Genomic DNA, 23,717 nt, shown 5'->3' with positions numbered 1-23,717 from the left:
ATCGTACGGGGGAGACGCGGCCTGACCCCGCACCACGCCGCCCCGCGGTGTCGTGGCGCCGTGCGTCAAGATGGCCCCATGAACGAACCCCGCCTTGCCGACCACGACCTCGGAGCGCTCGTCGACGAGTGGCTGGACTGGGACGCCGCGGCCGCTCGGATCGGCGTCACGCCCGCCAAGGTGCGCACCATGGTCCGCGACCACGAGCTCGCCGCCGCCGTACCGGGGGAGAAGGGCGCGCCCGCGGTCCCGGCACTGTTCCTCGACGACGAGGGGCTGCCGGTCAAGGGCCTGCCGGGCCTGCTGACGACGCTGCACGACAACGGCTTCGACGACCGGGAGTGCATCGCCTGGATCTTCCTGGACGCGGACCTGCCGGGCCGGCCGATCGACGCGCTGCGCGAGAACAGGGGCACGGAGGTCAAGCGCCGCGCCCAGGCGATGGGCTTCTAGGTGACCGGACGGCCGCGCTGGCTGACTGCTCGGGTCGCCGGCGGCGGCTCCACGCTCGTCGCCGCGGTCACGCTGCTCGCGTGGTGGCTGGGCAGCCAGGGCGGCACGACGACCGCGGACCAGCCCGCGCCGACGCCGGCGCCGACGGCGTACGTCTCCAGCACGATCGCGCCACGGTCCACGGCCCTGCCGCCGAGCCCGACGCCGACGGTCGAGCCGCGCAGCGGGCTGCCCTACGTCGACCTGGCCGCGCTGCCGCCCGAGGCCGCGGAGACCATCCACCTGATCGACAGCGGCGGCCCGTTCCCCTATGACGAGGACGGGACCACGTTCGGCAACTACGAGGGGTTGCTCCCGGCCGAGCCGTCGGGGTACTACAGGGAGTACACGGTCGAGACGCCCGGCTCCTCGGACCGGGGCGCGCGACGGATCATCAGTGGTGGCGACGGCCAGCTGTACTGGACCGCCGATCACTACGCATCCTTCGAGGTGATCAGGAGGGCCACTCCATGAGCGGACTGGCGGCAGTCCTGGCGGGGCGGCACGAGCCGGGGGTGCACCGGTGGCACTCCGCGCTCCACGTCCCGGACGTGCAGCACGCGGTCGAGCACGCGGGCTGGGTGTTCGGCTACGTCGACGGCGTACCACTGGACGAGCGGCGCGACGTCCTCGTCGCGATCGGCGACGCGCTCGGGTTTCCCGAGCACTACGGCGGCAACCTGGACGCCCTCAACGACTGCCTGCGCGACCTGGACAAGCCGACCGTGCTGCTGTGGGACGCCTGGGGCCCGTTCGCGCGCGAGCACGAGGACGCGTTCGGCCGTATCTGCGGAGTCCTCGGCAGGCGCGACGAGAGCGACCTCGCCCTCGAGGTGCTGCTGCGCGGCCCCGGTCCCGAGGACGGCCTCGCCTCCCTCGACTGAGGTCAGAGGGTCCGCTGGGTCGCGGCGCCCGCGAGCTCGGTGAGTACGCCGATCGCGCGCTCGTCGAAGAGCCCGCCCGCGTCGTGCAGCGCGCGGACCGCCCGGTCCGCGAGCCGGCCGATCATCGCCTCGACCTGGTCGAGCGCGCCGGAGCCCTCGATGATCGTGCGCAGCTCCGCCACCTCGTCGGCGTCGAGCGCCGTGCCGAGCGCTGCGTCGAGCCGCTCGGCCTGGGCCGGGGGAGCGCCGTCGAGAGCCAGGGCGACGAGCACCGTGCGCTTGCCCTCGACGAGGTCGTCGCCGGCGGGCTTCCCGGTCGTGTCCGGGTCGCCGAACACGCCGAGCAGGTCGTCGCGCAGCTGGAAGGCCTCCCCGAGCGGCAGGCCGAACCCGGTGAGCGCCGCCATCGTCGCGTCGTCAGCACCGGCGAGCGCGGCGCCGACGTGCAGCGGCCGCTCGATGGAGTACTTGGCGGACTTGTAGCGCAGCACCGTCATCGCCGTCGCCAGGTCCGCGCTGCCGCGCGCCTGCACGGACACGTCGAGGAACTGGCCGGCGATCACCTCGGTGCGGCACAGGTCGAACACCTCGAGCGCGGCTGCGGTCCGCTCCCACGGGAAGCCGGAGCGGCGCAGCAGCTCGTCGGCCCAGGTGAGCAGCAGGTCGCCGAGCAGGATCGCGGCGGCAGCGCCGTACTGCTCCTGGTCGCCGCGCCAGCCGGCAGCCGCGTGCTCGGCCGCGAAGCCGCGGTGGGTGGCGGCGCGGCCGCGACGGGTGTCGGAGGCGTCCATCAGGTCGTCGTGCACGAGCGCGCTCGCGTGCAGCAGCTCGAGCGCGGCGCCGGCCCGGCCGATCGCCCCGGCCGACCCGCCGTCCGGTGTGCCCGCCACGGCGGCGTACCCCCACTGGCAGAAGGCGGCACGGAACCGCTTGCCGCCGGAGACCACGGCGCTCGCCTCGTCGACCAGCCGGGCGGCGTCGTCGCCCAGCGGCGCGAGGACGGCGGCCTGCCGGTCGAGGAACGCGTCGAGCTCCGACTGGACCTCGGCGCGGAACGCAGTCTGGTCCCACGCCGCGTCGCTCATGCCCCGAACCCTAGTGACGCCGCGGTGCGGACCGCCCGGCGGGACCGGTGCCCCGCCACCTAAACTCCCGGCCATGGCTACCGGTCGAGGACGTTCGCTGGGGGAGCTCATCCGCTCCGGCAACCGCTCCTTCTCGTTCGAGTTCTTCCCGCCCAAGGACGAGGCGGGGGAGGAGCAGCTCTGGAACGCCATCCGGGCGCTCGAGCCCTACCGTCCGACGTTCGTGTCGGTGACCTACGGCGCCGGTGGCACCAACCGCGACAAGACGGTCGCCATCACCGGCCGGATCGCGCGCGAGACCTCGTTGATCCCGATGGCGCACCTCACCTGCGTGGGCCACACCCGCGAGGAGCTCGGCGAGATCCTCGACTCCTACGTCGAGGCCGGCGTCTCGCACGTGATGGCGCTGCGCGGGGACCCCAAGGAGGGCCCGCGCGCCGACTGGACCCCCACGGTCGGCGGTCTCAACTACGCGGTGGAGCTCGTCGAGCTGGCCCGGGCGCGCGGCGACTTCCGCGTCGGTGTCGCCGCGTTCCCCGAGGGTCACCCGAGCGCGGCGTCGCTGGACGACGACGCCGACGTGCTCTGCGCCAAGGCCGCGGCCGGCGCGGAGTTCGCGGTCACCCAGATGTTCTTCCGCGCCTCGGACTACTTCGGCCTGGTCGAGCGGGTCCGCGACCGCGGCGTGGACATCCCGATCCTGCCCGGCATCATGCCGATCCTGAACCTGAGCGCCATCCGTCGCCAGGGCGAGCTGATCGGCACCAGCGTCCCCGACGACGTCGTCGCCCGGATCAGCGCCTTCGACGGCGACCCCGCCGCCGTCCGCGCCGAGGGCATCAAGATCGCCGCCGAGCTCTGCGAGGAGCTCCTCGACGGCGGCGCCCCCGGCCTGCACTTCTACACCCTGAACCGCTCCAAGGCCACGCTCGAGATCTTCGAGCAGCTGCAGATCACGGTCTGACGTCGAACCTCGGGTTCGAGCACGTCGAACCTCGGGTTCGAGCACGCCGAACCCCGGGTTCGATCACCTCGAACCGTCAGTTGGGGTCGGGCTCGGAACCCGCGCGAACTGACGGCTCGACGTGCTCGAAGTGACGGCTCGACGTGCTCGAAGTGACGGCTCGACGTGCTCGAAGTGACGGTTCGACGTGCTCGAACTGAGGGTTCAACCAGCGGGGCCGACGAGCTGGGCGACGAGGGCGGCGGACTGGGCGACGTAGGGGATGCCGGAGCCGGGGGCGCCGTGGGCGCCGGCGACGTACACGCCGGGGACGGGGGTGCGGGGGCCGATCCGCTGGGTGAGGGTGCCGCGGCCCTGCCAGAGCACACCGACGGGGGAGCCGCGCCACAGCTCGACCTGGTCGAGCGGACTGCGGTCCACGCGTACGACGACCTGCTCCCGCACGTCGATCTTGTGCCGGGCGAGCGCGTCCACGAGGTCCTCGGCGATCTTGCCGCGGCCCTGGACGGTCAACGTGCTGTGGCCCTCGGGCGCGGTGCCGCCGGTACGGACGACGAGCAGCGGCTCGTCGTGGATCACCAGCTCCGGAGGGAGGTCCGGCGCCTCGCCCTCCAGTCCGAGGTGCGCGACGACGGGAGGGATCGCGGGCATGGTCCGCTCGACGTGCCGCGCGAGTGCCGGGAGCCGCCGCGGGTCGATCGCGACCACGACGACGTCGGCGTCGTGGGTGCCCTCGCCCGTCGCGACCCCGACGGCCCGGCCGTCGCGCACCACGACGTCGCCGGCCTCGGCCCCGGTGACGACGGTGACCCCCCGGGTCGCGAGCCGCGCGGTCAGGAGGTCGGCGACCCGCCCCGTGCCCCCCGGCACCCGCCATGCGCCGAAGCTCTGCTCGAGGTAGTTCGGGACGCCCGCCCATGCCGGCACGTTGCGCGGATCGTGGCCCTCCGCCACCAGCGGGTAGGCGGCGACGAGCGCCAGCCGGTCGTCGCGCAGGTCGCGGCGCAGCCGCTTGTGCAGCGTCTCGCGGGTGCGGATCAGCGCGGTGAGCTCCGGCCCCGGGTCGGCCGGGTCCCACGGTGCCTCGACGTAGCTGCGGCGCAGCACGTCCCACACCGGCGCATAGGTGTCCACGTGGCGCGCCCACGCCTCGCCCAGGCCCTTGCCGAGCTCGTCGAAGGCCGCGACCTGGGCGCCGCGGGAGCCGCCCGGCACCCGTACCGCGCTGCGGTCGACGAACCGGTGCTCGCGGATGACCTCGAGCGGCTCGAGCTCGCCGCCGAGCTCGGTCTCCAGCGGGCGGCCGGTCTTGCGGAACAGGTCGCGCAGGGCGGCGGGCAGCAGGGTGTACGTCGCCCCGGCGTCCCAGGTGAAGCCCTCCTCGCGGACCGTGCCGAGGGCGCCGCCCAGCGAGCCCGACGCCTCGAGCAGGGTCACGTCGTGGCCGAGCTTCGCCAGCCGTGCCGCGGACGCGAGGCCGCCGAGCCCGCCGCCGACGACGACGACCTTCGCCATCCGCTAGGCCTCCACGTCGATGGGCGTCGCGCCGGTGATCCGCAGCAGCTCGTCGTAGGTGGTCGAGAACACCGCCGCCGGGTGCCCCGCCGCCGCCCACACGACGTCGTACTGCTGCAGCCAGGTGTCGAGGTACGTCGGCACCGGCGCCGGGTGCGCGATGGGCGAGACCCCGCCGATGACCTGCCCGGTGTGCTCCCGGACGAACTCCGGCTTGGCCCGCCGCAGCGACGGCACGCCGACTCGTTCGGCCGTCGCCGCCACGTCGACGCGGTGCGCGCCCGAGGTCAGGATGAGCACCGGCTTGCCGTCGGCGTCGAAGAGCAGGCTGTTCGCGATCGCGCCGACCTCGCAGCCCAGTGCCTCGGCGGCCAGTGCGGCCGTGTGGACCGAATCGGGCAGAATGACGATCTCGCCGGTCCCACCGAGACGCTCGTGCGCCTCCCGGAACAGGGTGATCGAGGGGTGGTCGTCCGGCATGGGCCCGACCCTATCGAGGGCGGCGCGACGAGAGAGGAACCGATGGCTGAGGGACCGGAGCGACCGGCGAGCGTCGAGCTGGCGTGCTACCTGCTGTGGGCCCTCGTCGCGGCGGGCCTCGTCGTGTCGGTGCTCGTCGTGGTGTTCCGGTCCCGGCTCGCCGAGACCTGGGCACCCCAGCCGACGGGGGACAGCACCGTGCAGCCGGTGGACTTCGTGCCCGTCATCCTCGTGCTCTACATCGTCGTCGCGGGTACCACGCTGACCCTCGTGCCGCTGCTGCGGCTGGGGCACAACTGGGCGCGCCACGTCCTCGCGGCCCTCGCGATCGGCATCGTCGTGGCGACCGCCGCGACCATGCGGACCTCCCCGCCGGCCATGGTGCAGACCTGCGCGATCGTGGCGGCGGTGATGGCGGCCGTCACCGTGGTGCTGCTCTGGCACCCCGACAGCCACCGCTTCATCCGGGAGTCCGGCCCCGAGCAGGAGTGAGCCGCGGCCGACCCGGCCGACCCGGCCGACCGGAGCCTTGACGCTCCGTCGGGGGAGAGGTGTACATTGGCACTCGTTCGAACAGGTGTTCGAACAGCCACCTTCATCTCAGGGGAGCCGGCCATGGTCGACCAGCACCAGCCCAGCCCGTCGTCGCCGCACACGATGCCCGCGACGACCCACTCCTATCTCATCCGTGCGGCGGAATCCCTGAGCGAGGCGGTCGGCGCCCGCGACGTGCCGACCCGCTACGCCTGCGCGCACGTCGCCGCGCTCCGGGCCGCGGCGGCCCTGCTCTCGGCCCGCGCCCGCCCCGAGGCCGCCCATCCGGGCCGGCGGCGCCGGCCGCAGCGCAACGCCTGGGTGCTGCTCACCGAGGTCGCGCCGGAGCTGACGGAGTGGGCGGTCTACTTCGCCGCGGGCGCGGCGAAGCGCGCTGCGGCCGAGGCGGGCTCGACGCGCGCCGTGACCGACCGCGAGGCCGACGACCTGGTGCGTGAGGCCGATCGGTTCCTCGCCGTCGTCGAGCAGGCGCTCGGCCTGGTGCCGCACGTCCCGTTCGGCAACCGGCTCGCCGGGCGCGCCGCGGGCTGAGCGCGGCAGCCGCGACGGGGGCCCTAGTGTTGCGGTCATGGCAACCGGAGAGCGCCGCGGCTCCGCGAGGACGGCGGTCGTGTGGGACGCCCTGGATCGCGTCCTGGCAGGAGAGCCCCGCGACGTGCTCGACGTCGGCGGCGGCACCGGGGGGTTCGCGGTCCGGGTCGCCGAGCTCGGCCATCGGGTCACCGTCGTCGACCCCAGTCCGGACGCGCTGGCGTCGCTCGGCCGCCGGGCGCGTGAGGCGGGCGTGGAGGTCACCGGCCGGCAGGGCGACCTCGCCGACCTCGCCGCCGAGCCCAAGTCCGCCGATCTCGTGCTCTGCCACGGCGTGCTCGAGGTCGTCGACCCGGGAGAGGCGCTCGCCCGGATCCGGGAGGTGCTGCGCCCCGGCGGGCAGCTCAGCCTCCTGGTCGCCGGCCGCCACTCCGCCGTGGTCACCCGGGCGATGGCGGGCCACTTCCAGCAGGCACTGGCGCTGCTCGACGGCGACGACGGGGCGCGCACGGGCGGCCGCACCGGGCGCCGGTTCACCGCCGACGAGGTCCGCGGCCTGCTCGAGGGCGCCGGCTTCACGACCCGAGCGACGCACGCGGTCCGGGTCTTCACCGACCTCGTCCCCGGCTCGCTGCTCGACCTCGAGCCGGGCTCGTCTGCCGCGCTCACCGAGCTGGAGCGTGCCGTCGCCGAACGTCCGGAGTACCTCCCGCTCGCAGCCCAGCTGCACTTCCTCGCCGACTAGCCCACCGGCCGCGGGGCGGCCGTGACCACGACGCCGCTCCTGCACGTCGACATGGACGCGTTCTATGCGTCCGTGATGATCCGCGACCGCCCCGAGCTGCACGACGTGCCCGTCGTCGTCGGCGGCGGCCACCGCGGCGTCGTGCTCTCGGCCAACTACCCCGCGCGCGCGTACGGCGTCCGCTCCGGAATGTCCGGCTGGGAGGCCTCCCGGCTGTGCCCCGACGCCGTCGTGATGGCGCCGGACTTCGACCTGCTGGTGCCGGTCTCGCGCGCGATCATGGAGACCTTCAGGTCGGTCACCCCGACGGTCGAGGTGATGTCGCTCGACGAGGCGTTCCTCGACGTGCGCGGCGCCGTGCGCCTGTTCGGACCGCCGGAGGCGATCGCCGAGCGGATCCGGTCCCGGGTCCGCTCCGAGCACGGCATCACCTGCTCGGTCGGCATCGCCGCCGCGATCTCGGTCGCCAAGCTCGCCAGCCGGCGCGCGAAGCCCGACGGCGTGCTCACCATCCCGCCGGACCGGTTCGTCGAGATGGTGCACCCGCTCGACGTGGGCGAGCTGTACGGCGTCGGCGACGCCACGCGCGCGCGGCTGCACCGGATCGGTCTCGAGCGCGTCGGTGACGTCGCGGCGATCCCGGTCGACCAGCTGCGCCGGATGGTGGGCAGGCACCTCGGCGGGCACCTGCACGCGCTGGCCTGGGGCCGCGACCGCACCTGGCTGCGACCGGGCGGGGCCGGCACGTTCGGGTTCGGCGAGGGCGAGCCCGAGGGCAGCATGGGGTCGCAGCACACCCTCGCGGCCGACACCCGCGACCGTGAGGAGCTGCTGCGCGAGCTGCTGCAGATCTCCAGCCGCGTCGCCGCCCGGGTCAGGGCGGCCGGGAAGTGCGGGCGGACGGTGTCGATCACCATCCGGTTCTCGGACTTCCGGACGATCACCCGGTCGCACACGCTGCCCGAGCCGACCGACGTGACCCAGGACGTCTACGCCGCGGCGGTGCGCCTGCTCGACTCCCTGGGCCACTGGCGGGACGGCGCGCCGGGCCCGCCCGGTGTGCGGCTGGTGGGGGTCCGCGTCGAGGGCCTCGTGCCCCTGCTGCCCGAGCGTGGTCGCCAGCTGGCGCTCGGTGACCGCGACCCCGGCTGGCCCGACGCGGACCGCGCGGTCGACGTCGCGACCGGCCGTTTCGGCAAGGGCGCGGTCCGCCGCGCGTCGCTCATCGGGCCCGACGTGTCCGCGGGCGCCTCCCCGCCCGAGACAATCTCCGGGATCGGCCTACCGATGCGGTGAGACGCTGCCTACACTGGTCCCCACACCAGTCGTGAGTCGTGGAGGAAGCCGGTGCCACTCTCTGAAGAGGAGCTGCGTCTGCTCGAGCAGATGGAGCGCGCCCTCGTGGCGGAGGATCCCAAGCTCGCCTCCACGCTGCGTGGCACCACTCTTCGTCAGGCCGCCCGCCGCCGCGCGATCGTCGCCGGCCTGGTCTTCGCGATCGGAATCGGCGTGCTGATGACCGGCGCCATCACCCGGTTCTGGCAGATCGGCATCCTCGGCTTCGTGATCATGCTGGGCTCGGCCACCGTGGCGCTGAGCTCGCTCCGCGGCCAGCGCGCCGGCGCGTCGTCCGCCGCGGTCTCGGCCCACCCCTCCGGCTTCGGCGTCATCGACGGCGGCCGTTCCGCGCGCCGCTCCCGCGCATCGCGCTCCTCCGGCACGTTCATGGGCCGCATCGAGGACCGCTGGCGCCGCCGCAAGGACCAGGGCGGGTTCTAGTCGGGCCGAGCGTGTCGCCGGGCGTCAGCTCCGGACGGGCAGCGGCAGCCGGTCGTCGACGCGGTCGGCGGAGCGCCAGAGCGAGCGGGGCAGCCAGGCGCCGCGGCGCCGTACCTTCGGGAGGGCAGCGGTCGTGAGGGCGGTGACGCAGGCCTCGCCGTCGGCGCGCAGCTCCTCCGACGGTTCGGAGACCGCGCTGCCGGGGCGGGCGTAGCGGGTCAGCTCGATCCGGGCGACCAGCCGGTTGAGGGCTTCGCCGTGCCCGGCCATGTGCTCGACCAGGACGGCCGCGATCTCACGGGGTGACCGGCCCGTGGGCCACGGCACCTGGAGGTCGACGGCAGTGGCGGCGAGCTCGGCCCACACGTCCTCGGGAGCCCCGGCGAGGCGCCGGGCCCGGAGCCGGCCGCGGACCACGCGCGGCAGTCCGGCGGCCACGAGGAGCAGGAGGACCAACCCGAAGACGACGAGCATCACCGTGGTCGACGTGCTCTGCCCGGAGCCGGCCCGCTCGCGTGCGGTCGTGGTCTCCGGGTCCGCCGCCGTGGTCGGGGTGTCCGCGCCGTGGGGGGTGTCCCCGAGCAGCTCGTTCACGTGCTTGGGGGCGTTCGGGTCCGTGGCCGGGTCGGAGCGGTCGATCCGGGCCCGGGTGTAGGACGGGACGGTCTTCGCGCGGTCCGCCGGCGTGGGCTCGAAGCGGACCCAGCCGGCGCCCTCGAAGTAGAGCTCGGGCCAGGCGTGCAGGTCGTGCGTGCTGTAGGCGAACACGCCGGGGCCCACCCGGTCGGGCTCGTAGAAGCCGACCGCGACCCGAGCCGGGATCCCGAGCGTCCGGGCCATCACGGCCATCGCCGAGGCGAACTGCTCGCAGTAGCCGATCCGACCGTCGGGACCCTTGTTCAGGAACGTCGCGAACGTGCCACCGCCGGTGCCCTGCGGGGCATCCTCGACGCTGTAGGTGAAGTTGTCGCGGAACCACCGCTGCAGCAGCACCGCCTTCTCGTAGTCCGAGGACGCACCGTTGGTGGCCTCCAGCGCGTACTGGGCGACCGACGACGGCAGCCCGTCGGGCAGGTCGGTCAGCGTGCTCGGGACGTCACCGCTGACCGAGTCGCGGAAGAAGGCCCCGGTCGTGCCGTAGTCGGGCCTGATCGCCGTGAACGAGTAGTTCTCGCCGGCGGTGGTGAGGTCGTCGTCGGCGGAGATGAAGTCCATCGAGTCGGGGTCGTAGCGCCAGTCGTCGGACGAGAGCACCTTGGTGGCGGGGTAGATCGTGGGCAGCCAGTAGCTGTTGAAGCTGTCGCTCACCGAGACCCGGTAGTCGTAGGTCTCGCGGGGGACGTCCGCGGCGAGCCCCTGGGGGGGCGGCAGCGGCGCGCCGTCGGCGCGCTGGTTGCTGGAGACGTCGCGGTCGCCGCTGGTCCACTCGTCGCCGGTGAACCAGTTGAGCACCGCGATCCGCAGGTAGTCGGGATTGGGGTCGTCGGTGGTGATCCGCAGCAGCTGCTGGTCCTCGCCCTGCTCGAGGTCCCTGCGCATGTCGGTCTGGGGATGGTGGATGGTGATGTCGCCGGACCCGGACCCGGGTCCGAGCCCGAACACGTCGAGGTGCAGGACGGGCACGAACACGGGGACCACCAGCGCGAGCGCCGTCGCAGCAACGCCGATCCGGCCCGCCCCGGCCCGGACGGCGTCGGCGACGGGGTTGGCGTCGGTCCACGGTGAGCTCTCCGTGGGTCCGAGGGGCCGGCCCCAGCGCAGCAGGTCGTCGCGGGCGTCGACGTGCAGCAGCACGAGGAAGCCGATCGCGGCGCCGAGGAACGCGAGCGCTCCCGGGCCGCTCTCCGTGAGCCCGGCCGGCACGGAGTAGATGGCGAGGAGGGGTAGGCCGGCGATCGGCACCCTGCGCAGCGTGCAGGCGAGCAGGTCGACGAGCAGCAGGAACCCTGCTCCGCAGACGATGAGCAGGGGAGCGACCGAGGGCGCGCTCGGTCCGATCGGCGCCTGGTAGGTCTGCGCCGAGTTCATCGCCCCCGACAGGGCGTGCCCGATCGCGACGAGGTTGTCGTGGGTCGGCAGCGCCGAGCCGGCGATGTGGCCGCAGACGTACGCCGCCGCCACGAGGGCCTGCACCGGGAGCACGACGAGGCGGGGCAGCCCCGCGTGGCGGAGCAGCGCCCCGGTCACCGCGATCAGCACGCCGCAGATGACGAGGGGGATGAGGTACTGGCCCTTGCCGACGATGAAGACCCGCCACGACAGCAGCGCGGCCAGCGTGGTGGCCGCCGCCACCAGGGCGAGGAAGAGGGCGTGGGGGAGTGCGGGGCGTCCGGTCCTCATCGGATCGCGGCCTTCCCTGCCGCGGCCCGCTCGGCGGCGCGGCCCAGGTCCTGCCACGCCCGGTCGAGCCGGTCTCGCGGCCCGACGGGGACGGCCCGCCAGCCGAGCAGGCTGACCGCGGCCGCAGCGGCCGGCAGGTCGGCGGCCGGCGTACGGGTGGTCCACTGCTCGACGTCGATGACGATCGCCAGCGCCGAGCTCGCGTCGTGGCGGATCCGTCGCAGCGCCGGGACGTCGGTCGGCTCGGTGCTCCCGAGCACGGCGACGACGAGACCGCCGCGGGCCTGCTCACCGCACCAGCCCACGTCGAGCAGCGGCCGCTGGGTGGGAGTGATCAGTGCGAGCCGTTCCAGCTCGGCCACCGCGTTGTCGGTGTCGTCGGGAGGGGAGCCCGCGGAGGTCACCAGCCGCACCGAGTAGCCGGCGAGCTCGAGGTGGGTCAGGATCGACGCCGCGACACTGACGGCCGCCTCGAAGCTGGAAGCGAGCCCCTGGCCGCGGTGGACCCGGAGCCGGTCGTCGAGCAGCACGGTCGCCCGCGCCTCCCACGGCTGCTCCTCGCGGCGCACCATCAGCTCGCCGACCCTGGCCGAGCTGCGCCAGTGCACGCGGCGCAGCTCGTCGCCGCGACGGTACTCCCGCACGCTGACGTCCTCGGCCGACCCCGCTGCGAACGCCTGGGGCCGGTGCTCGCCGGTGCCGCTCCAGCCGCCGCCCAGCGGGATCCGCGGCAACGCGACGGTGCGCGGGGTGACGACGAGGTTGGACGTGCCGGGGAAGGTACGGCGCAGCTCGACGAGCCCGAACGGGTCGGCGACCCGCAGCGCCAGCGGGCCGATCTCGAAGGCGCCACGGACGTCGGAGCGCACCTGGTAGCTGACCTTGCGCTCCCAGTGGCGGCTCAGGCCGCGGAGCACGAACCGCGACCGGGTGCCGAGGGCGTAGGGGACCAGGTCCTCGGCCAGCAGGGCGCCGGTCGGACGGCGCCCGTCGTTGACGATGGTGAGGTCGACCCGTGCCGGCTGGCCGGCGGTCACCAGCCGGGGCGCGACCGATCGCGACACCGTGATCTGGGTGCGGCCCCGACCGATCACGAGCGCGGCCACGAGCGGCAGGACCAGCACGAGCACGCCGACCCGGGTCAGCGCGGACTGCCCGAGCAGGATCGCGCACAGGATCGCCGTGACCCCGGCGGCGACGAACGCGCGACCGCGCAGGGTCAGCCCGCGCAGGGCGTCGCGCACACCGCCCACCGAGTGCAGCTGGCTGGTGGTGGTGACGGGCTCGGGCACGGGAGGCGCTCGCTCAGGCGTCCGGGTCGGGGACCGGGACCCGGGCGGTCACGGCCTCGAGGACCGACGCGACCTGGCGGCCGGACACCGCGGCCTCCGCGCTCGGCAGGAGGCGGTGGGCGAGGACCGACGGGACGAGGGCGCGGACGTCGTCGGGCAGGACGTAGTCGCGCTGCTGCATCGCGGCGTAGGCCTTGGCCGCCCGGACCAGGTGCAGGGTGGCTCGCGGCGACGCACCGAGGAGGAGCTCCGGGGCCTCGCGGGTCGCGGAGGTGATGGCCACGGCGTAGCGCTGGACCGCCTGGCTGACGTGCACCTGGCCGACGATCGCGGACAGCTTGCGGATCTCCGCGCCGTCGGTGACCGGCTCCAGGTCGTCGAGCGGGTTGAGCGCCGTGTGCGAGTCGAGCATCGCGATCTCGGCCGCGGTCGTCGGGTAGCCGACCGAGACCCGCGCCATGAACCGGTCGCGCTGCGCCTCCGGAAGCGCGTAGGTGCCCTCCATCTCGACCGGGTTCTGGGTCGCGATGACCATGAACGGCGGCTCGAGGTGGTAGGTGACGTTGTCGACGGTGACCTGTCGCTCCTCCATGCACTCCAGCAGCGCCGACTGGGTCTTCGGCGAGGCCCGGTTGATCTCGTCGCCGATCACGATGTTCGCGAAGACGCCGCCGGGGCGGAACTCGAACTCGCGGGTGTTCTGGTTGTAGACCGAGACGCCGGTGACGTCGGACGGCAGCAGGTCCGGCGTGAACTGGATGCGGCGGACGGTGGAGTCGATGCTGCGCGCGAGCGCCTTGCTGAGCATCGTCTTCCCGACGCCCGGCACGTCCTCGAGCAGCAGGTGCCCCTCGGCCAGCAGCACGACGAGCGAGGCTGACACCACGTCCGGTTTGCCCTCGATCACCTTCTCGACGTTGGCCCGGATCCGGCCCGCGACGCGCGCCACCGTGGCCACGTCGGCCTGCTCGAGCTGGGGGTGGGTCGACGACTCCACGTGCATGGTCTCCCTCGGTGCGGTGGGCACGGGGTGGCCCACGTGCTCAGGTTATGTGACGAACGGTGGCCGCGCTGGGTTCACATCCGGTCTCGATCCGGTCTCGATCTGGTCTCTACGCCACGTCGGCTCGTCTCGGCGCACGCAGGCCTTCGCCCGCGCCCGCGGCCGTGACCCGGGCGCGCAGAGACGAGCCGACCCGGCGGTGCAGAGATGCGCCGACTCGGGGGGAATGTGGTTGACGGTGGGGGAAAGTGGAGTATTGTGGTGGAAAGTGGAGGAAAGCTGAGGCGCAAGGGGGTGCCCGATGTTCTTCATGGGCACCTACACCCCGAAGCTCGACGAGAAGGGGCGCCTCTTCCTCCCGGCGAAGTTCAGGGACCGACTGGCGGAGGGCCTCGTGGTGACGCAGGGACAGGAGAACTGCCTCGTCGTCTGGCCGTCCGACGTGTTCGCCGAGGAGGCCGAGCGCGCCGCCGCGCGGCCGATGACCAACCGCGCCGCCCGTAGCTATGCCCGCGTGCTGTTCGCGGGCGGTGACGAGGGCACGCCCGACAAGCAGGGCCGGATCGGCATCCCGGCGCACCTGAGGGACTACGCGGCGCTCGAGCGCGACGTCGTCGTCATCGGGGTGCGGGACCGGCTCGAGATCTGGAACCCCGACAAGTGGCGGGAGTTCCAGGCCGCGGCCCTGGAGGACTTCGCCGAGCTCGACGAGGACGACGACTAGCACAACCGAAGAGAGATCCGCAGGACGAGGCCTCCGCCCGCTCCTCCGCTTTCCGGAGCACCTTCCCCGGCCCCGGACAGCACCCCACGGCAGCCGCCACCCGGGACACCTTCCCCGGCCCCGGACGGCAGCGGCCGGAGCGGGCAGGGACCTGGTCCTGCGGATCTCTGCATCACCAGGCAGTCACCACCGAGCACCACCGCGCACCACACCGCACCACCGAGCACCAGGGCAGAGGGCGAGCAGAGTCGATGAGGGTCGAGCGATGAGCGTGCTGGACGCGCCGGACCGGACCGGCGCCACGCCGCGGGTCCGCGAGCAGGCACGCGACGTGCTCGTCCTGATGGCGTTCTCCGCGGGTGTCTCGCTCTCCGTGGCGCTCCTCCTCCTTCTTGTCTCCGGACTCGGGCGCTGACGGGGCCGCGACCGTGACGACTCCCCGCCACGCACCCGTCCTCCTGGACCGGGTCGTCGCGCTCCTGACGCCTGCGCTCGACCACGAGGACGCCGTGCTCGTCGACTGCACGCTCGGCCTCGGCGGCCACAGCGAGGCGGTGCTCGCGCGCTGCGGACTGGCCCGGGTGATCGGCATCGACCGCGACCCGCAGGCTCTCGAGCTCAGCCGCGAGCGGCTCGCGCCGTACGGCGACCGGTTCACCGCCGTGCACGCGGTCTACGACGAGATCCCCGACGTGCTCGACGAGCTGGGTCTCGCCGAGGTGGACGGGGTCCTCTTCGACCTCGGCGTCTCCTCGATGCAGCTCGACCTGCCGGAGCGGGGCTTCGCCTACGCCGTCGACGCGCCCCTGGACATGCGGATGGACGCCGGGTCGGGGCCGACCGCCGCCGACGTGCTCAACACCTACCCGGCCGGGGACCTGGTCCGGATCCTCCGCGAGTACGGCGAGGAGCGGCACGCGCGCCGGATCGTGGCCGCGGTCGTCCGGGAGCGGGACCGCGAGCCGTTCACGACCTCGGGTCGCCTGGTCGAGCTCCTCTACGAAGCCATCCCCGCGCCGGCCCGGCGTACGGGCGGGCACCCCGCCAAGCGCACCTTCCAGGCGCTCCGGATGGAGGTCAACGACGAGCTCGGCGTCCTCAACCGGGCGATCCCGGCGGCGATCGACGCGATCGGCGTCGGCGGCCGGGTGGTCGTCGAGGCCTACCACTCGCTGGAGGACCGGCTCGTCAAGCGGGCCTTTGCCGCAGCGGTGAGCACCGACGTCCCCGAGGACCTGCCGTTCGTACCGGAGGGGCACGAGCCCGCCCTCCGCCTGGTCACCCGCGGCGCCGAGCAGGCGCCGCCCGAAGAGATCGCCACCAACCCCCGGGCCGCCTCCGTGCGGCTCCGGGCCATCGAACGAGTCCGACCGCGGACAGGAGTCGCCTCATGAGCTACGCCGCCCCCCAGCTGCGCGCCCGACTTCCCAGGATCGCCGACGCGGCGATCCAACGGGCCCGGCTCACGGTCGTCCCGCGACCGAGGGCCCGAGCGGCCCGCGCGCCCCGGATCCCGTTCGTGATGCTGGTGAGCGCGGTGCTCCTCGCCGGCGTGGTGGGGCTGCTGCTCTTCAACACCTCGATGCAGGCGGCCGCGTTCCGCGAGACGTCGCTGGAGAACCAGGCCAGCGACCTGGCCGCGCGCCAGGAGGCGCTCGAGACCGACGTGCAGGCCCTGCGCGACCCGAAGCGGATCGCGCACGCCGCGCAGAGCATGGGCCTGGTCATCCCGACGACCACGGCGGGCGTGATCGACCTCGCGACCGGGGAGATCAGCGGCAACCCGGTGCCGGCCCAGGGCACCCCGCTGCCGCTGTTCCCGCCGCCCCCGAGCCGTCCGGCGGCGCTGGACCCGCCGGCGGTGCACGTCGCGGCGTCGCACGGCGTGCCGGACCAGGATCGGGGTGGCAGCGGGCCTAAGTTGGGCGACAAGCACCGCGCGGCCCGTCGCTGACCGCGCACCGCCCGCCACACCCCGTCCCGCCGACCTCCAGGACCGAAGCGTTGAGTCGACCGACAGTCCGCAGCGCCGTCCGGCGCGGCTCCCCGCAGCTCCGGCTGCGGGTGGGGTTCCTTGTGATCGCGATCGTGCTGTCCGTGTTCGCCGCCCGGCTGGTCCAGCTGCAGGGCGTCGACCCCGGCTCCTACGCCGCCATGGCTGCCGCCGAGGGGTCGGTCACGGTCACCCTGCCGTCGGCGCGCGGCGAGATCCTCGACCGTGACGGCCAGCCGCTCGCCGAGACCGTCGACGGGCTGATGGTCATCGCCGACCCGGCGCTGACCAGCGAGAAGGCGCCGCAGATCGCGCGGTTCCTGGCCAAGCGGCTGCACGTCGACTACATCAAGACGCTCGACCGGCTTCGGGTCGAGGGCAGCCGTTACCAGTACGTCGCCCGCCAGGTGCCCGCGAGCCTCGCCTCCGACGTCGTCAACGACGCCGAGGACAAGGGCTTCGACGGCCTGTTCACCGAGCGGGACCCGCTGCGGGTCTACCCGGGCGGCGACGTCGCCGCGAACCTGATCGGCTTCCTCGGCACGCCGGGCGCGGACGGGTCCGCCCGGGCGCTGGCCGGCCTGGAGGCGTCCTTCAACCACTACCTCGCCGGCAAGGACGGCCAGGCGCGCTACCAGGTCGGCGCCGGCCAGGAGATCCCGCTCGGCGACAACACGATCACGCCGGCGGTCAACGGCCACGACCTGCACCTGACCATCGACCGCGACATGCAGTGGTACACCCAGCGGGTCCTGCAGCAGACCGTCGAGGGCGCCGGGGGCGACTCCGGGGTCGCCGTCGTCATGGACAGCCGCACCGGCGAGCTCCTGTCGGTCGCCGACTACCCGTCCTACGACGCGAGCCGCCCGCAGGACTTCACCGACCACAAGGACCTCTTCAAGTCGGCCGCGCTGACCGACGTCTACGAGCCCGGCTCGGTCGAGAAGGTGCTCACCCTGTCGTCGCTGATCGACGCCGGCCTCGCGACCGACCGCACCAGGCTCACCGTGCCGCCCGAGCTGGACCGGCAGGACCACCCGATCCACGACTACTGGGAGCACGGCACGCTGCACCTGACGCTCGCGGGCGTCCTCGCCAAGTCGTCGAACATCGGCACCGTGATCGCCGCCGACCAGTTCAAGCGCGGCCAGCTCCGCAGCTACCTCACCAGGTTCGGCCTGGGCAAGCGCACCGGCATCGGGATCGGCGGCGAGACCAAGGGCATCCTGCCGTCCGGCTCCGCCTGGACCGACCAGGTCGACGACCGCATCGCGTTCGGCCAGTCGGTCTCGGTCAACGCGATCCAGATGGCCGCAGCGGTCAACACCATCGCCAACGGAGGAGTGCGGATCGATCCCAGCCTGGTCGAGGGACACGCCACGCTCGACGACGGCACCGAGATCGGCTCCGACGACGCGACCGAGCACCGCGTGGTCAGCGCGGACGCCGCGCACCAGACGATGCTGATGATGGAGCGCGTGCTCGACCCCGACGCCGGTGTCGCGCCGCTCGCCGCGGTCCCGGGCTACCGGGTGGCCGGCAAGACCGGCACGGCGCAGGAGGTCTCGAGCGACTGCGGCTGCTACAACGGCCTCACTGTCTCCTTCGCCGGGTTCGCGCCCGCCGACGACCCGCGGTTCACGATCTACGTCGTCGTGCACAACCCGCGACCGGGCAGCGGTGGCGGCTCGACCGCCGGTCCGGCATTCTCGAAGCTGATGAGCTACGCACTGCGCCGTTACGGGGTTCCGCCCACCGGGACCCAGCCGTCCCGCCTTCCCGTCGAGTGGTGATGGCGGCGGCCGGGCTCGACCGGGCGGCCGTCGCCGCCACCCGCCCCCGGCACCCGGCTCCGGTGCGGGTCGAGGACGTCAGGGCGTGGGCGGGCGACGATGCGCGCCTCGAGCTCGCCGGGACGGCGCGGCCGGTCACGGGGATCACCCTGGACTCCCGGCGGGTTCTCCCCGGCGACGTGTACGCCGCCCTCCCCGGCGCCCGCGCGCACGGCAGCGCGTTCGTGGCCCAGGCTGCCGAGGCCGGTGCCGTCGCCGTGCTGACCGACGCCGCGGGCGCCGCGCCTGCGACGGAGGCGGGCCTGCCCACCGTCGTCGTCGAGGCGCCACGCTCGGTGCTGGGGGCGGTCTCCGCCGGCGTCTACGGCGACCCCGCCGCCGCGCTCCGGATGGTCGGCGTGACCGGCACCCAGGGCAAGACGACCGTGACCCGGCTGCTCGACGGCGGCCTCGACGCGGCCGGGATCCGCTCGGCGGTCGTCGGCACGGTCGGCACCAGGATCGCCGGCGTCGACGTGCGGACCGCGCTCACCACGCCCGAGGCGCCCGACCTGCACGGCCTGTTCGCGCTGATGCGGGAGCAGGAGGTGGTCGGCTGCGCGATGGAGGTCTCCAGCCACGCCCTCGTCCTCGGCCGCGTCGACGGCGTCGTCTTCGACGTCGCGGTGTTCCTGAACCTGGGCCGCGACCACCTCGACTTCCACAAGGACGTCGAGGACTACTTCCAGGCGAAGGCCGGCCTGTTCACCCCCGAGCGCGCCCGGCTCGGCCTCGTCGACGTCGACGACGAGCACGGACGCCGGCTCGCGGGGGAGGCGCCGATCCCCGTGCGCACGCTGTCCGCGCGCGGCCGCGCGGCCGACTGGACGGCCACCGACGTGCGCACCGCTCCGGACGGGTCCCGGTTCACGGTCCGTGGCCCGCGCGGACTGGCCGTACCCGCGTCGGTGCCGCTGCCCGGCGACTTCAACGTCTCCAACGCGCTGGCTGCGATCGCCGCGGCCGTCGAGGCCGGCTACGACGCCGAGCAGGTCGCTGCCGGCATCGCCGCGTCGGGCGGCGTACCAGGCCGTCTCGAGCGGATGACCACCGGCGACGAGGGCTTCACCGTCGTCGTCGACTACGCGCACAAGCCGGACGCCCTCGAGGCGGTGCTCCGCACGCTGCGGCCCGTGACCGAGGGCCGGCTGATCGTGGTGATCGGTGCCGGTGGCGATCGCGACCGCGGCAAGCGCCCGGTCATGGGCCGGATCGCCAGCGAGCTCGCCGACCTCGTCGTCGTCACCGACGACAACCCCCGCACCGAGGACCCCGCCCAGATCCGGCGCGAGGTGCTCGCCGGCACCGACGGCCCCGCCGACGTGCTCGAGATCGGTGACCGGCACGCCGCCATCGCCGAGGCGATCGGCCGCGCCGGCGACGGCGACGTGGTCCTGGTCGCCGGCAAGGGGCACGAGACCGGCCAGGAGATCGGGGCCGTCGTGCACCCGTTCGACGACCGCGACGTGGTCCGCGAGCTGCTGGGCGGCGGCGCATGATCCCGCGGACGCTGGCGGAGATCGCCGACGCCGTCGGTGGCAGCATCCACGGCCCTGCCGACCTGGTGGTGTCCGGCCCGGCGTACGTCGACAGCCGCACGCCGGTCGACGGCGGCCTGTTCGTCGCGGTCGTCGGCGAGCACGTCGACGGCCACCAGTACGCCGACCACGCGCACGCGGTCCTCGGCAGTCGTCCGACGGGCGCGCCGACGATCGTCGTCGACGACGTGGTCCCCGCGCTGGGCCGGCTGGCTCGGCACGTGGTCGACCGGCTCGACGCGACCGTCCTCGCGCTGACCGGGTCGCAGGGCAAGACCGGCACCAAGGACTACCTGGCCGGGGTCCTCGCCACGCTGGCGGGCGCCGACCGGGTGGTCGCCACGGCGGCCAACAACAACAACGAGATCGGCGTGCCCCTGACGGTGCTGCGCGCGACGGGCGACACCGCCTACCTCGTCGTCGAGATGGGCGCGCGGGGCATCGGCCACATCGGCTACCTGTGCAGCATCGCGCCGCCGGACGTCGCCGCCGTCCTGAACGTCGGGTCCGCCCACGTCGGGGAGTTCGGCAGCCGCGAGGCCATCGCCCGGGCGAAGGGCGAGATCGTCGAGTCCCTCGCCCCGTCGGGCGTCGCCGTGCTCAACGCGGACGACCCGCTCACCACCGGCATGGCGTCGCGGACCGCGGCGCGCACCGTGTCCTTCGGTACCCACGGGGACGTGTCGTGGCGCGAGGTCCGGCTCGACGAGCTCGGCCGGCCGTCGTTCGAGCTCGGCTTCGACGGGCAGTGGCACCCGGTCACGCTCCAGCAGTCCGGCGGGCACCAGGTGGCCAACGCCGCGGCTGCCGCCGCGATGGCGATCGCGACCGGTCTTGCCGCGGCCGACGTCGCCGCCGCGCTGTCCGGTGTCGCCGCGGCCTCGCCGTGGCGGATGGAGGTCGGCAGGCGGGACGACGGGATGGTCGTCGTCAACGACGCCTACAACGCCAACCCCGAGTCGATGCGCGCCGCGCTCGAGGCGCTGGTCGCGATCGGGCGGAGCGGCGGGCGCCGCACGATCGCGGTCCTCGGCGAGATGAAGGAGCTCGGTGCGGAGCACCTCGACGGCCACCGCGCCGTGGGCCGGGTCGCCGCGGAGCTCGGCGTCGACGTGGTCGTCGTCGTCGGTGAGGCGGCGGCCGGGATCTCCGACGGAGCGCAGGACGTGGCGGACGCCGCACCGCAGGTGGTGCCGGTGCCGGGTCGTGAGGAGGCAGTGGCCTGGGTACGGCACAATGCCGGGGCCGGGGACGCCGTACTGGTGAAGGCGTCCCGCGGCGCCGCCCTGGAGTGGGTGGCCCGGCAGCTGCTCGACGATGCGGACGGGAGAGGTGAGCGCTAGTGCTGGCGATCCTGTTCGGCGGCGGCATCGCCCTGCTGATCTCGCTGCTCGGCACCCGGGTCGCGATCAACCTCTTCACCCGGTGGGGCTACGGCCAGGAGATCCGCGACGACGGTCCGACCACCCACCACACCAAGCGCGGTACGCCGACCATGGGCGGCGTCGTCATCATCGCGGCGACCGTCGTCGGCTACTTCGCGGCGAAGCTGTTGACCCTCAACGCGCCGTCGGCGTCGGCCCTGCTGCTGGTCTTCCTGTTCGTCGGGATGGGACTGGTCGGGTTCCTGGACGACTTCATCAAGATCTCCAAGCAGCGCAGCCTCGGCCTGCGCAGCCGCGCCAAGATGATCGGCCAGACGGTGATCGCGCTGGTGTTCGGCGCGCTGGCCCTCTCGCCCTGGCTGGAGGACAGCTACGGCCGGACGCCCGCCTCGCTCAAGATCTCGTTCCTGCGCGACGTCAGCTGGCTGGCGCTGCCGACGGTCCTGGCGCTGCTGCTGATCTGGCTGTTCGTGGCCGGGTTCAGCAACGCGGTGAACCTGACCGACGGTCTGGACGGCCTCGCGGCCGGCGCGAGCGTGATGGTCTTCGGCGCCTACACCTTGGTCAACATCTGGCAGAACAACCAGTTCTGCGAGGAGAACCCGAGCTCGACCTGCTACGACGTGCGCGACCCGCTCGACCTGGCGATCATCGCCGCGGCGATCACGGGTGCCTGCTTCGGCTTCCTGTGGTGGAACGCGTCGCCGGCCAAGATCTTCATGGGCGACACGGGCTCGCTCGCCCTCGGCAGCGGCCTGGCCGGGTTCGCGATCCTCACCCGCACCGAGCTGCTGCTCGTGCTGCTCGGTGGGCTGTTCGTCCTCATCACGATGTCGGTGATGATCCAGGTCAGCTGCTTCAAGCTGACCAAGAGGTTCACCGGCACCGGCAAACGGGTCTTCCGCATGGCACCGCTCCAGCACCACTTCGAGCTGCTCGGCTGGGAGCAGGTGACGATCGTGATCCGGTTCTGGATCATCACCGGCCTGTTCGTCGCCACCGGCCTCGGCGTCTTCTACGCCGAGTGGGTCTCCCGGCTCTGATGGCCCGCGACCCATCGACCCTCGGCCGACTGGACGACTGGGACGGCGTGCGCGCCGTCGTCGCCGGGTTCGGCGCCAGCGGCGCGGCGGCCGTCGACAACCTGCTGCACCTCGGCGCCGAGGTGACCGCGCTCGCCGAGAACGCACGACCCGAGATCCTCGAGCGCGCCGAGCTGCTGGAGGTGCTCGGCGCGCAGATCGACATCCACACGGGAGCGACCGAGACGCTGCCTGAGGACGTCGACGTCGTGGTGACCTCCCCGGGCTTCCGGCCGGACAGCCCGCTCATCCGCGCTGCCACCGCCCGCGGCATCCCGGTCTGGGGGGAGCCGGAGCTCGCCTGGCGGCTCCGGGACCCGCAGCGGCCGGCTCCCTGGCTGTGCGTGACCGGCACCAACGGCAAGACCACCACCGTGCAGATGCTCGAGTCGATCCTGCGGGCCGCCGGGCTGCGGGCCGTCGCGGCCGGCAACGTCGGCCTGCCCCTCACCGAGGTCGTCATGGACCCGGACCCCTACGACGTGGTCGCCGTGGAGCTCTCGAGCTTCCAGCTGCACTACACGTCCTCGATGGCCGCCGAGTCCGCCGCGGTGCTCAACGTCGCCGACGACCACGTCGACTGGCACGGCACGATGGCCGCCTACGCCGCCGACAAGGGCCGGATCTACCAGGGCGTGCAGCGCGCCTGCGTCTACAACGTCGCCGACCCCGTCACCGAGCAGCTGGTGCGCGACGCCGACGTCGTCGAGGGAGCCCGCGCGATCGGCTTCACGCTCGGCACCCCGGCGGTCGGCATGGTCGGTGTCGTCGAGGACGTGCTCGCCGACCGGGCGTTCGTGGAGGAGCGGCGTACCAGCGCGGCCGAGCTCGGCACCCTCGACGACCTCCCGTCCACCGCCCCGCACGTGGTCGCCAACGCGCTCGCCGCGGCGGCGCTCGCGCGGTCCCACGGCGTGGCGCCGGCCGCGGTCCGGGACGGCCTGCGCGCGTTCCGGCTCGGCGGGCACCGGATCGCCGTGGTCGCCGAGCGCAACGGCATCACCTGGGTCGACGACTCGAAGGCCACGAACCCGCACGCCGCCGCCTCGTCGCTCTCGGCGTACGACTCGGTGGTCTGGATCGCCGGCGGACTCGCCAAGGGTGCAAGGTTCGAGGAGCTCGTCGAGCGCACGCGCGACCGGCTCCGCGCCGCTGTGCTCATCGGGCAGGACCGGCAGCTGATCGCCGACGCCCTGGCACGACACGCCCCGGATGTGCCGGTGATCGAGGTGACTCCCGGCGAGACTGGGCCCGTAGACGGGGCTGACCTGATGGCTCGCGTCGTCGCCGCGGCAGCGGCCGCCGCCCAGGCGGGGGACACGGTGCTGCTGGCGCCGGGCTGCGCGTCGATGGACCAGTTCACCGACTACGCCGCCCGGGGCGACGCGTTCGCCGCGGCAGTGCGGGCGGCGACCGGATAGCAGCGCCGGACCACCGGCCGAGGACGAGGGGGACGCCATCACCACCGCGAGCCCCGAACGGACCCGGTTCCGGCTCC

Annotated in this window: 24 protein-coding genes; 18 read left to right on the top strand and 6 right to left on the bottom strand. The window is 73.7% G+C overall.

The window, feature by feature from the left end; genetic code table 11:
* Positions 1–78 precede the first annotated feature (78 nt).
* The 3 genes from ABD709_RS06975 to ABD709_RS06965 are packed head-to-tail and all read left to right on the top strand — an operon-like array spanning position 79 to position 1,376.
* Positions 79–453 carry an Rv2175c family DNA-binding protein gene (locus ABD709_RS06975; RefSeq protein ID WP_344773683.1) on the top strand — a complete coding sequence of 125 codons (375 nt, stop codon included), beginning with the start codon at positions 79–81 and terminating at the stop codon, positions 451–453.
* Entirely contained in the window at positions 454–966 is a 513-nt protein-coding gene (locus ABD709_RS06970) for a guanyl-specific ribonuclease (RefSeq protein ID WP_344773681.1), read from the top strand. It begins immediately after the preceding gene.
* Entirely contained in the window at positions 963–1,376 is a 414-nt protein-coding gene (locus ABD709_RS06965) for a barstar family protein (RefSeq protein WP_344773678.1), read from the top strand. The genes ABD709_RS06970 and ABD709_RS06965 overlap by 4 nt, the downstream gene beginning before the upstream one ends.
* Positions 1,377–1,378: 2 nt before the next feature.
* Here ABD709_RS06965 and ABD709_RS06960 read toward each other — a convergent pair whose 3' ends face one another.
* Positions 1,379–2,461 carry a polyprenyl synthetase family protein gene (locus ABD709_RS06960; protein ID WP_344773676.1) on the bottom strand — a complete coding sequence of 361 codons (1,083 nt, stop codon included), beginning with the start codon at positions 2,459–2,461 and terminating at the stop codon, positions 1,379–1,381.
* Positions 2,462–2,534: 73 nt separating this feature from the next.
* Here ABD709_RS06960 and metF point away from each other — a divergent pair, with 73 nt between their 5' ends.
* A complete protein-coding gene (gene metF / locus ABD709_RS06955) occupies positions 2,535–3,425 on the top strand; it encodes a methylenetetrahydrofolate reductase [NAD(P)H] (RefSeq protein ID WP_344773674.1) in 891 nt (296 codons plus the stop codon).
* 204 nt (positions 3,426–3,629) lie between these two features.
* On the opposite strand, the gene ABD709_RS06950 is transcribed toward metF, so the two are convergent.
* Together ABD709_RS06950 and ABD709_RS06945 are read right to left on the bottom strand one after the other, a co-directional pair.
* On the bottom strand, positions 3,630–4,940 hold the full coding sequence (locus tag ABD709_RS06950) for a phytoene desaturase family protein (protein WP_344773672.1): 1,311 nt from the start codon (positions 4,938–4,940) through the stop codon (positions 3,630–3,632).
* 3 nt (positions 4,941–4,943) lie between these two features.
* The gene (locus ABD709_RS06945) at positions 4,944–5,420 is read right to left on the bottom strand and encodes a YbaK/EbsC family protein (RefSeq protein WP_344773670.1); all 477 of its coding nucleotides are present in this window, start codon (positions 5,418–5,420) and stop codon (positions 4,944–4,946) included.
* Between the two features lie 42 nt (positions 5,421–5,462).
* Here ABD709_RS06945 and ABD709_RS06940 point away from each other — a divergent pair, with 42 nt between their 5' ends.
* The 5 genes from ABD709_RS06940 (at position 5,463) to ABD709_RS06920 (ending at position 9,030) form a co-directional block, all read left to right on the top strand.
* Entirely contained in the window at positions 5,463–5,912 is a 450-nt protein-coding gene (locus tag ABD709_RS06940; protein WP_344773668.1) for a hypothetical protein, read from the top strand.
* A gap of 123 nt (positions 5,913–6,035) precedes the next feature.
* Complete coding sequence (locus ABD709_RS06935; RefSeq protein WP_344773666.1) at positions 6,036–6,506, top strand: SAV_6107 family HEPN domain-containing protein; 471 nt, start codon at positions 6,036–6,038, stop codon at positions 6,504–6,506.
* A gap of 37 nt (positions 6,507–6,543) precedes the next feature.
* Positions 6,544–7,251: a methyltransferase domain-containing protein gene (locus ABD709_RS06930; RefSeq protein ID WP_344773664.1), complete on the top strand. Its 708-nt coding sequence runs from the start codon at positions 6,544–6,546 to the stop codon at positions 7,249–7,251.
* 21 nt (positions 7,252–7,272) lie between these two features.
* Positions 7,273–8,547 carry a DNA polymerase IV gene (gene dinB, locus ABD709_RS06925; RefSeq protein ID WP_344773662.1) on the top strand — a complete coding sequence of 425 codons (1,275 nt, stop codon included), beginning with the start codon at positions 7,273–7,275 and terminating at the stop codon, positions 8,545–8,547.
* Positions 8,548–8,598: 51 nt separating this feature from the next.
* Complete coding sequence (locus tag ABD709_RS06920; RefSeq protein ID WP_344773660.1) at positions 8,599–9,030, top strand: DUF3040 domain-containing protein; 432 nt, start codon at positions 8,599–8,601, stop codon at positions 9,028–9,030.
* Between the two features lie 24 nt (positions 9,031–9,054).
* Here the strand turns inward: ABD709_RS06920 and ABD709_RS06915 are convergent, their stop codons facing one another.
* Genes ABD709_RS06915 through ABD709_RS06905 form a run of 3 tightly spaced genes read right to left on the bottom strand, consistent with a single transcriptional unit; the run spans position 9,055 to position 13,665 of the window.
* A complete protein-coding gene (locus ABD709_RS06915) occupies positions 9,055–11,370 on the bottom strand; it encodes a transglutaminase TgpA family protein (RefSeq protein WP_344773658.1) in 2,316 nt (771 codons plus the stop codon).
* Positions 11,367–12,662 (bottom strand): DUF58 domain-containing protein, encoded by a 1,296-nt coding sequence (locus ABD709_RS06910; RefSeq protein ID WP_344773656.1) that lies wholly within the window; start codon positions 12,660–12,662, stop codon positions 11,367–11,369. Before ABD709_RS06910 ends, ABD709_RS06915 begins: the two co-directional genes overlap by 4 nt.
* Positions 12,663–12,675: 13 nt before the next feature.
* Entirely contained in the window at positions 12,676–13,665 is a 990-nt protein-coding gene (locus ABD709_RS06905) for an AAA family ATPase (RefSeq protein WP_344773877.1), read from the bottom strand.
* A 301-nt stretch (positions 13,666–13,966) separates the two neighbouring features.
* Between ABD709_RS06905 and mraZ the strand changes: the two genes are divergently transcribed.
* The 9 genes from mraZ to murD all read left to right on the top strand — a co-directional run bounded on the left by mraZ (position 13,967) and on the right by murD (position 23,640).
* Positions 13,967–14,389, top strand: coding sequence for a division/cell wall cluster transcriptional repressor MraZ (gene mraZ / locus ABD709_RS06900; protein WP_344773654.1), 423 nt, complete (start codon positions 13,967–13,969; stop codon positions 14,387–14,389).
* A gap of 265 nt (positions 14,390–14,654) precedes the next feature.
* Complete coding sequence (locus tag ABD709_RS06895; RefSeq protein WP_344773652.1) at positions 14,655–14,804, top strand: hypothetical protein; 150 nt, start codon at positions 14,655–14,657, stop codon at positions 14,802–14,804.
* 13 nt (positions 14,805–14,817) lie between these two features.
* A complete protein-coding gene (gene rsmH / locus ABD709_RS06890; RefSeq protein ID WP_344773650.1) occupies positions 14,818–15,783 on the top strand; it encodes a 16S rRNA (cytosine(1402)-N(4))-methyltransferase RsmH in 966 nt (321 codons plus the stop codon).
* Positions 15,780–16,343: a cell division protein FtsL gene (ftsL, locus tag ABD709_RS06885; protein ID WP_344773648.1), complete on the top strand. Its 564-nt coding sequence runs from the start codon at positions 15,780–15,782 to the stop codon at positions 16,341–16,343. Before rsmH ends, ftsL begins: the two co-directional genes overlap by 4 nt.
* 50 nt (positions 16,344–16,393) lie before the next feature.
* Entirely contained in the window at positions 16,394–18,175 is a 1,782-nt protein-coding gene (locus ABD709_RS06880; RefSeq protein WP_344773646.1) for a peptidoglycan D,D-transpeptidase FtsI family protein, read from the top strand.
* Positions 18,175–19,713, top strand: a complete 1,539-nt coding sequence (locus tag ABD709_RS06875; RefSeq protein ID WP_344773644.1) for a UDP-N-acetylmuramoyl-L-alanyl-D-glutamate--2,6-diaminopimelate ligase — start codon at positions 18,175–18,177, stop codon at positions 19,711–19,713. The genes ABD709_RS06880 and ABD709_RS06875 overlap by 1 nt, the downstream gene beginning before the upstream one ends.
* Entirely contained in the window at positions 19,710–21,095 is a 1,386-nt protein-coding gene (locus ABD709_RS06870) for a UDP-N-acetylmuramoyl-tripeptide--D-alanyl-D-alanine ligase (RefSeq protein ID WP_344773642.1), read from the top strand. Before ABD709_RS06875 ends, ABD709_RS06870 begins: the two co-directional genes overlap by 4 nt.
* A complete protein-coding gene (mraY, locus tag ABD709_RS06865) occupies positions 21,095–22,180 on the top strand; it encodes a phospho-N-acetylmuramoyl-pentapeptide-transferase (protein ID WP_344773640.1) in 1,086 nt (361 codons plus the stop codon). Before ABD709_RS06870 ends, mraY begins: the two co-directional genes overlap by 1 nt.
* Entirely contained in the window at positions 22,180–23,640 is a 1,461-nt protein-coding gene (gene murD / locus ABD709_RS06860) for a UDP-N-acetylmuramoyl-L-alanine--D-glutamate ligase (RefSeq protein WP_344773638.1), read from the top strand. The genes mraY and murD overlap by 1 nt, the downstream gene beginning before the upstream one ends.
* The last annotated feature ends 77 nt before the right edge of the window (positions 23,641–23,717 follow it).

Origin of the sequence: Nocardioides panacisoli, assembly GCF_039537325.1 — a bacterium.
Classification (GTDB): domain Bacteria; phylum Actinomycetota; class Actinomycetes; order Propionibacteriales; family Nocardioidaceae; genus Nocardioides; species Nocardioides panacisoli.
This window is presented reverse-complemented; position numbering and strand designations above follow the sequence as displayed.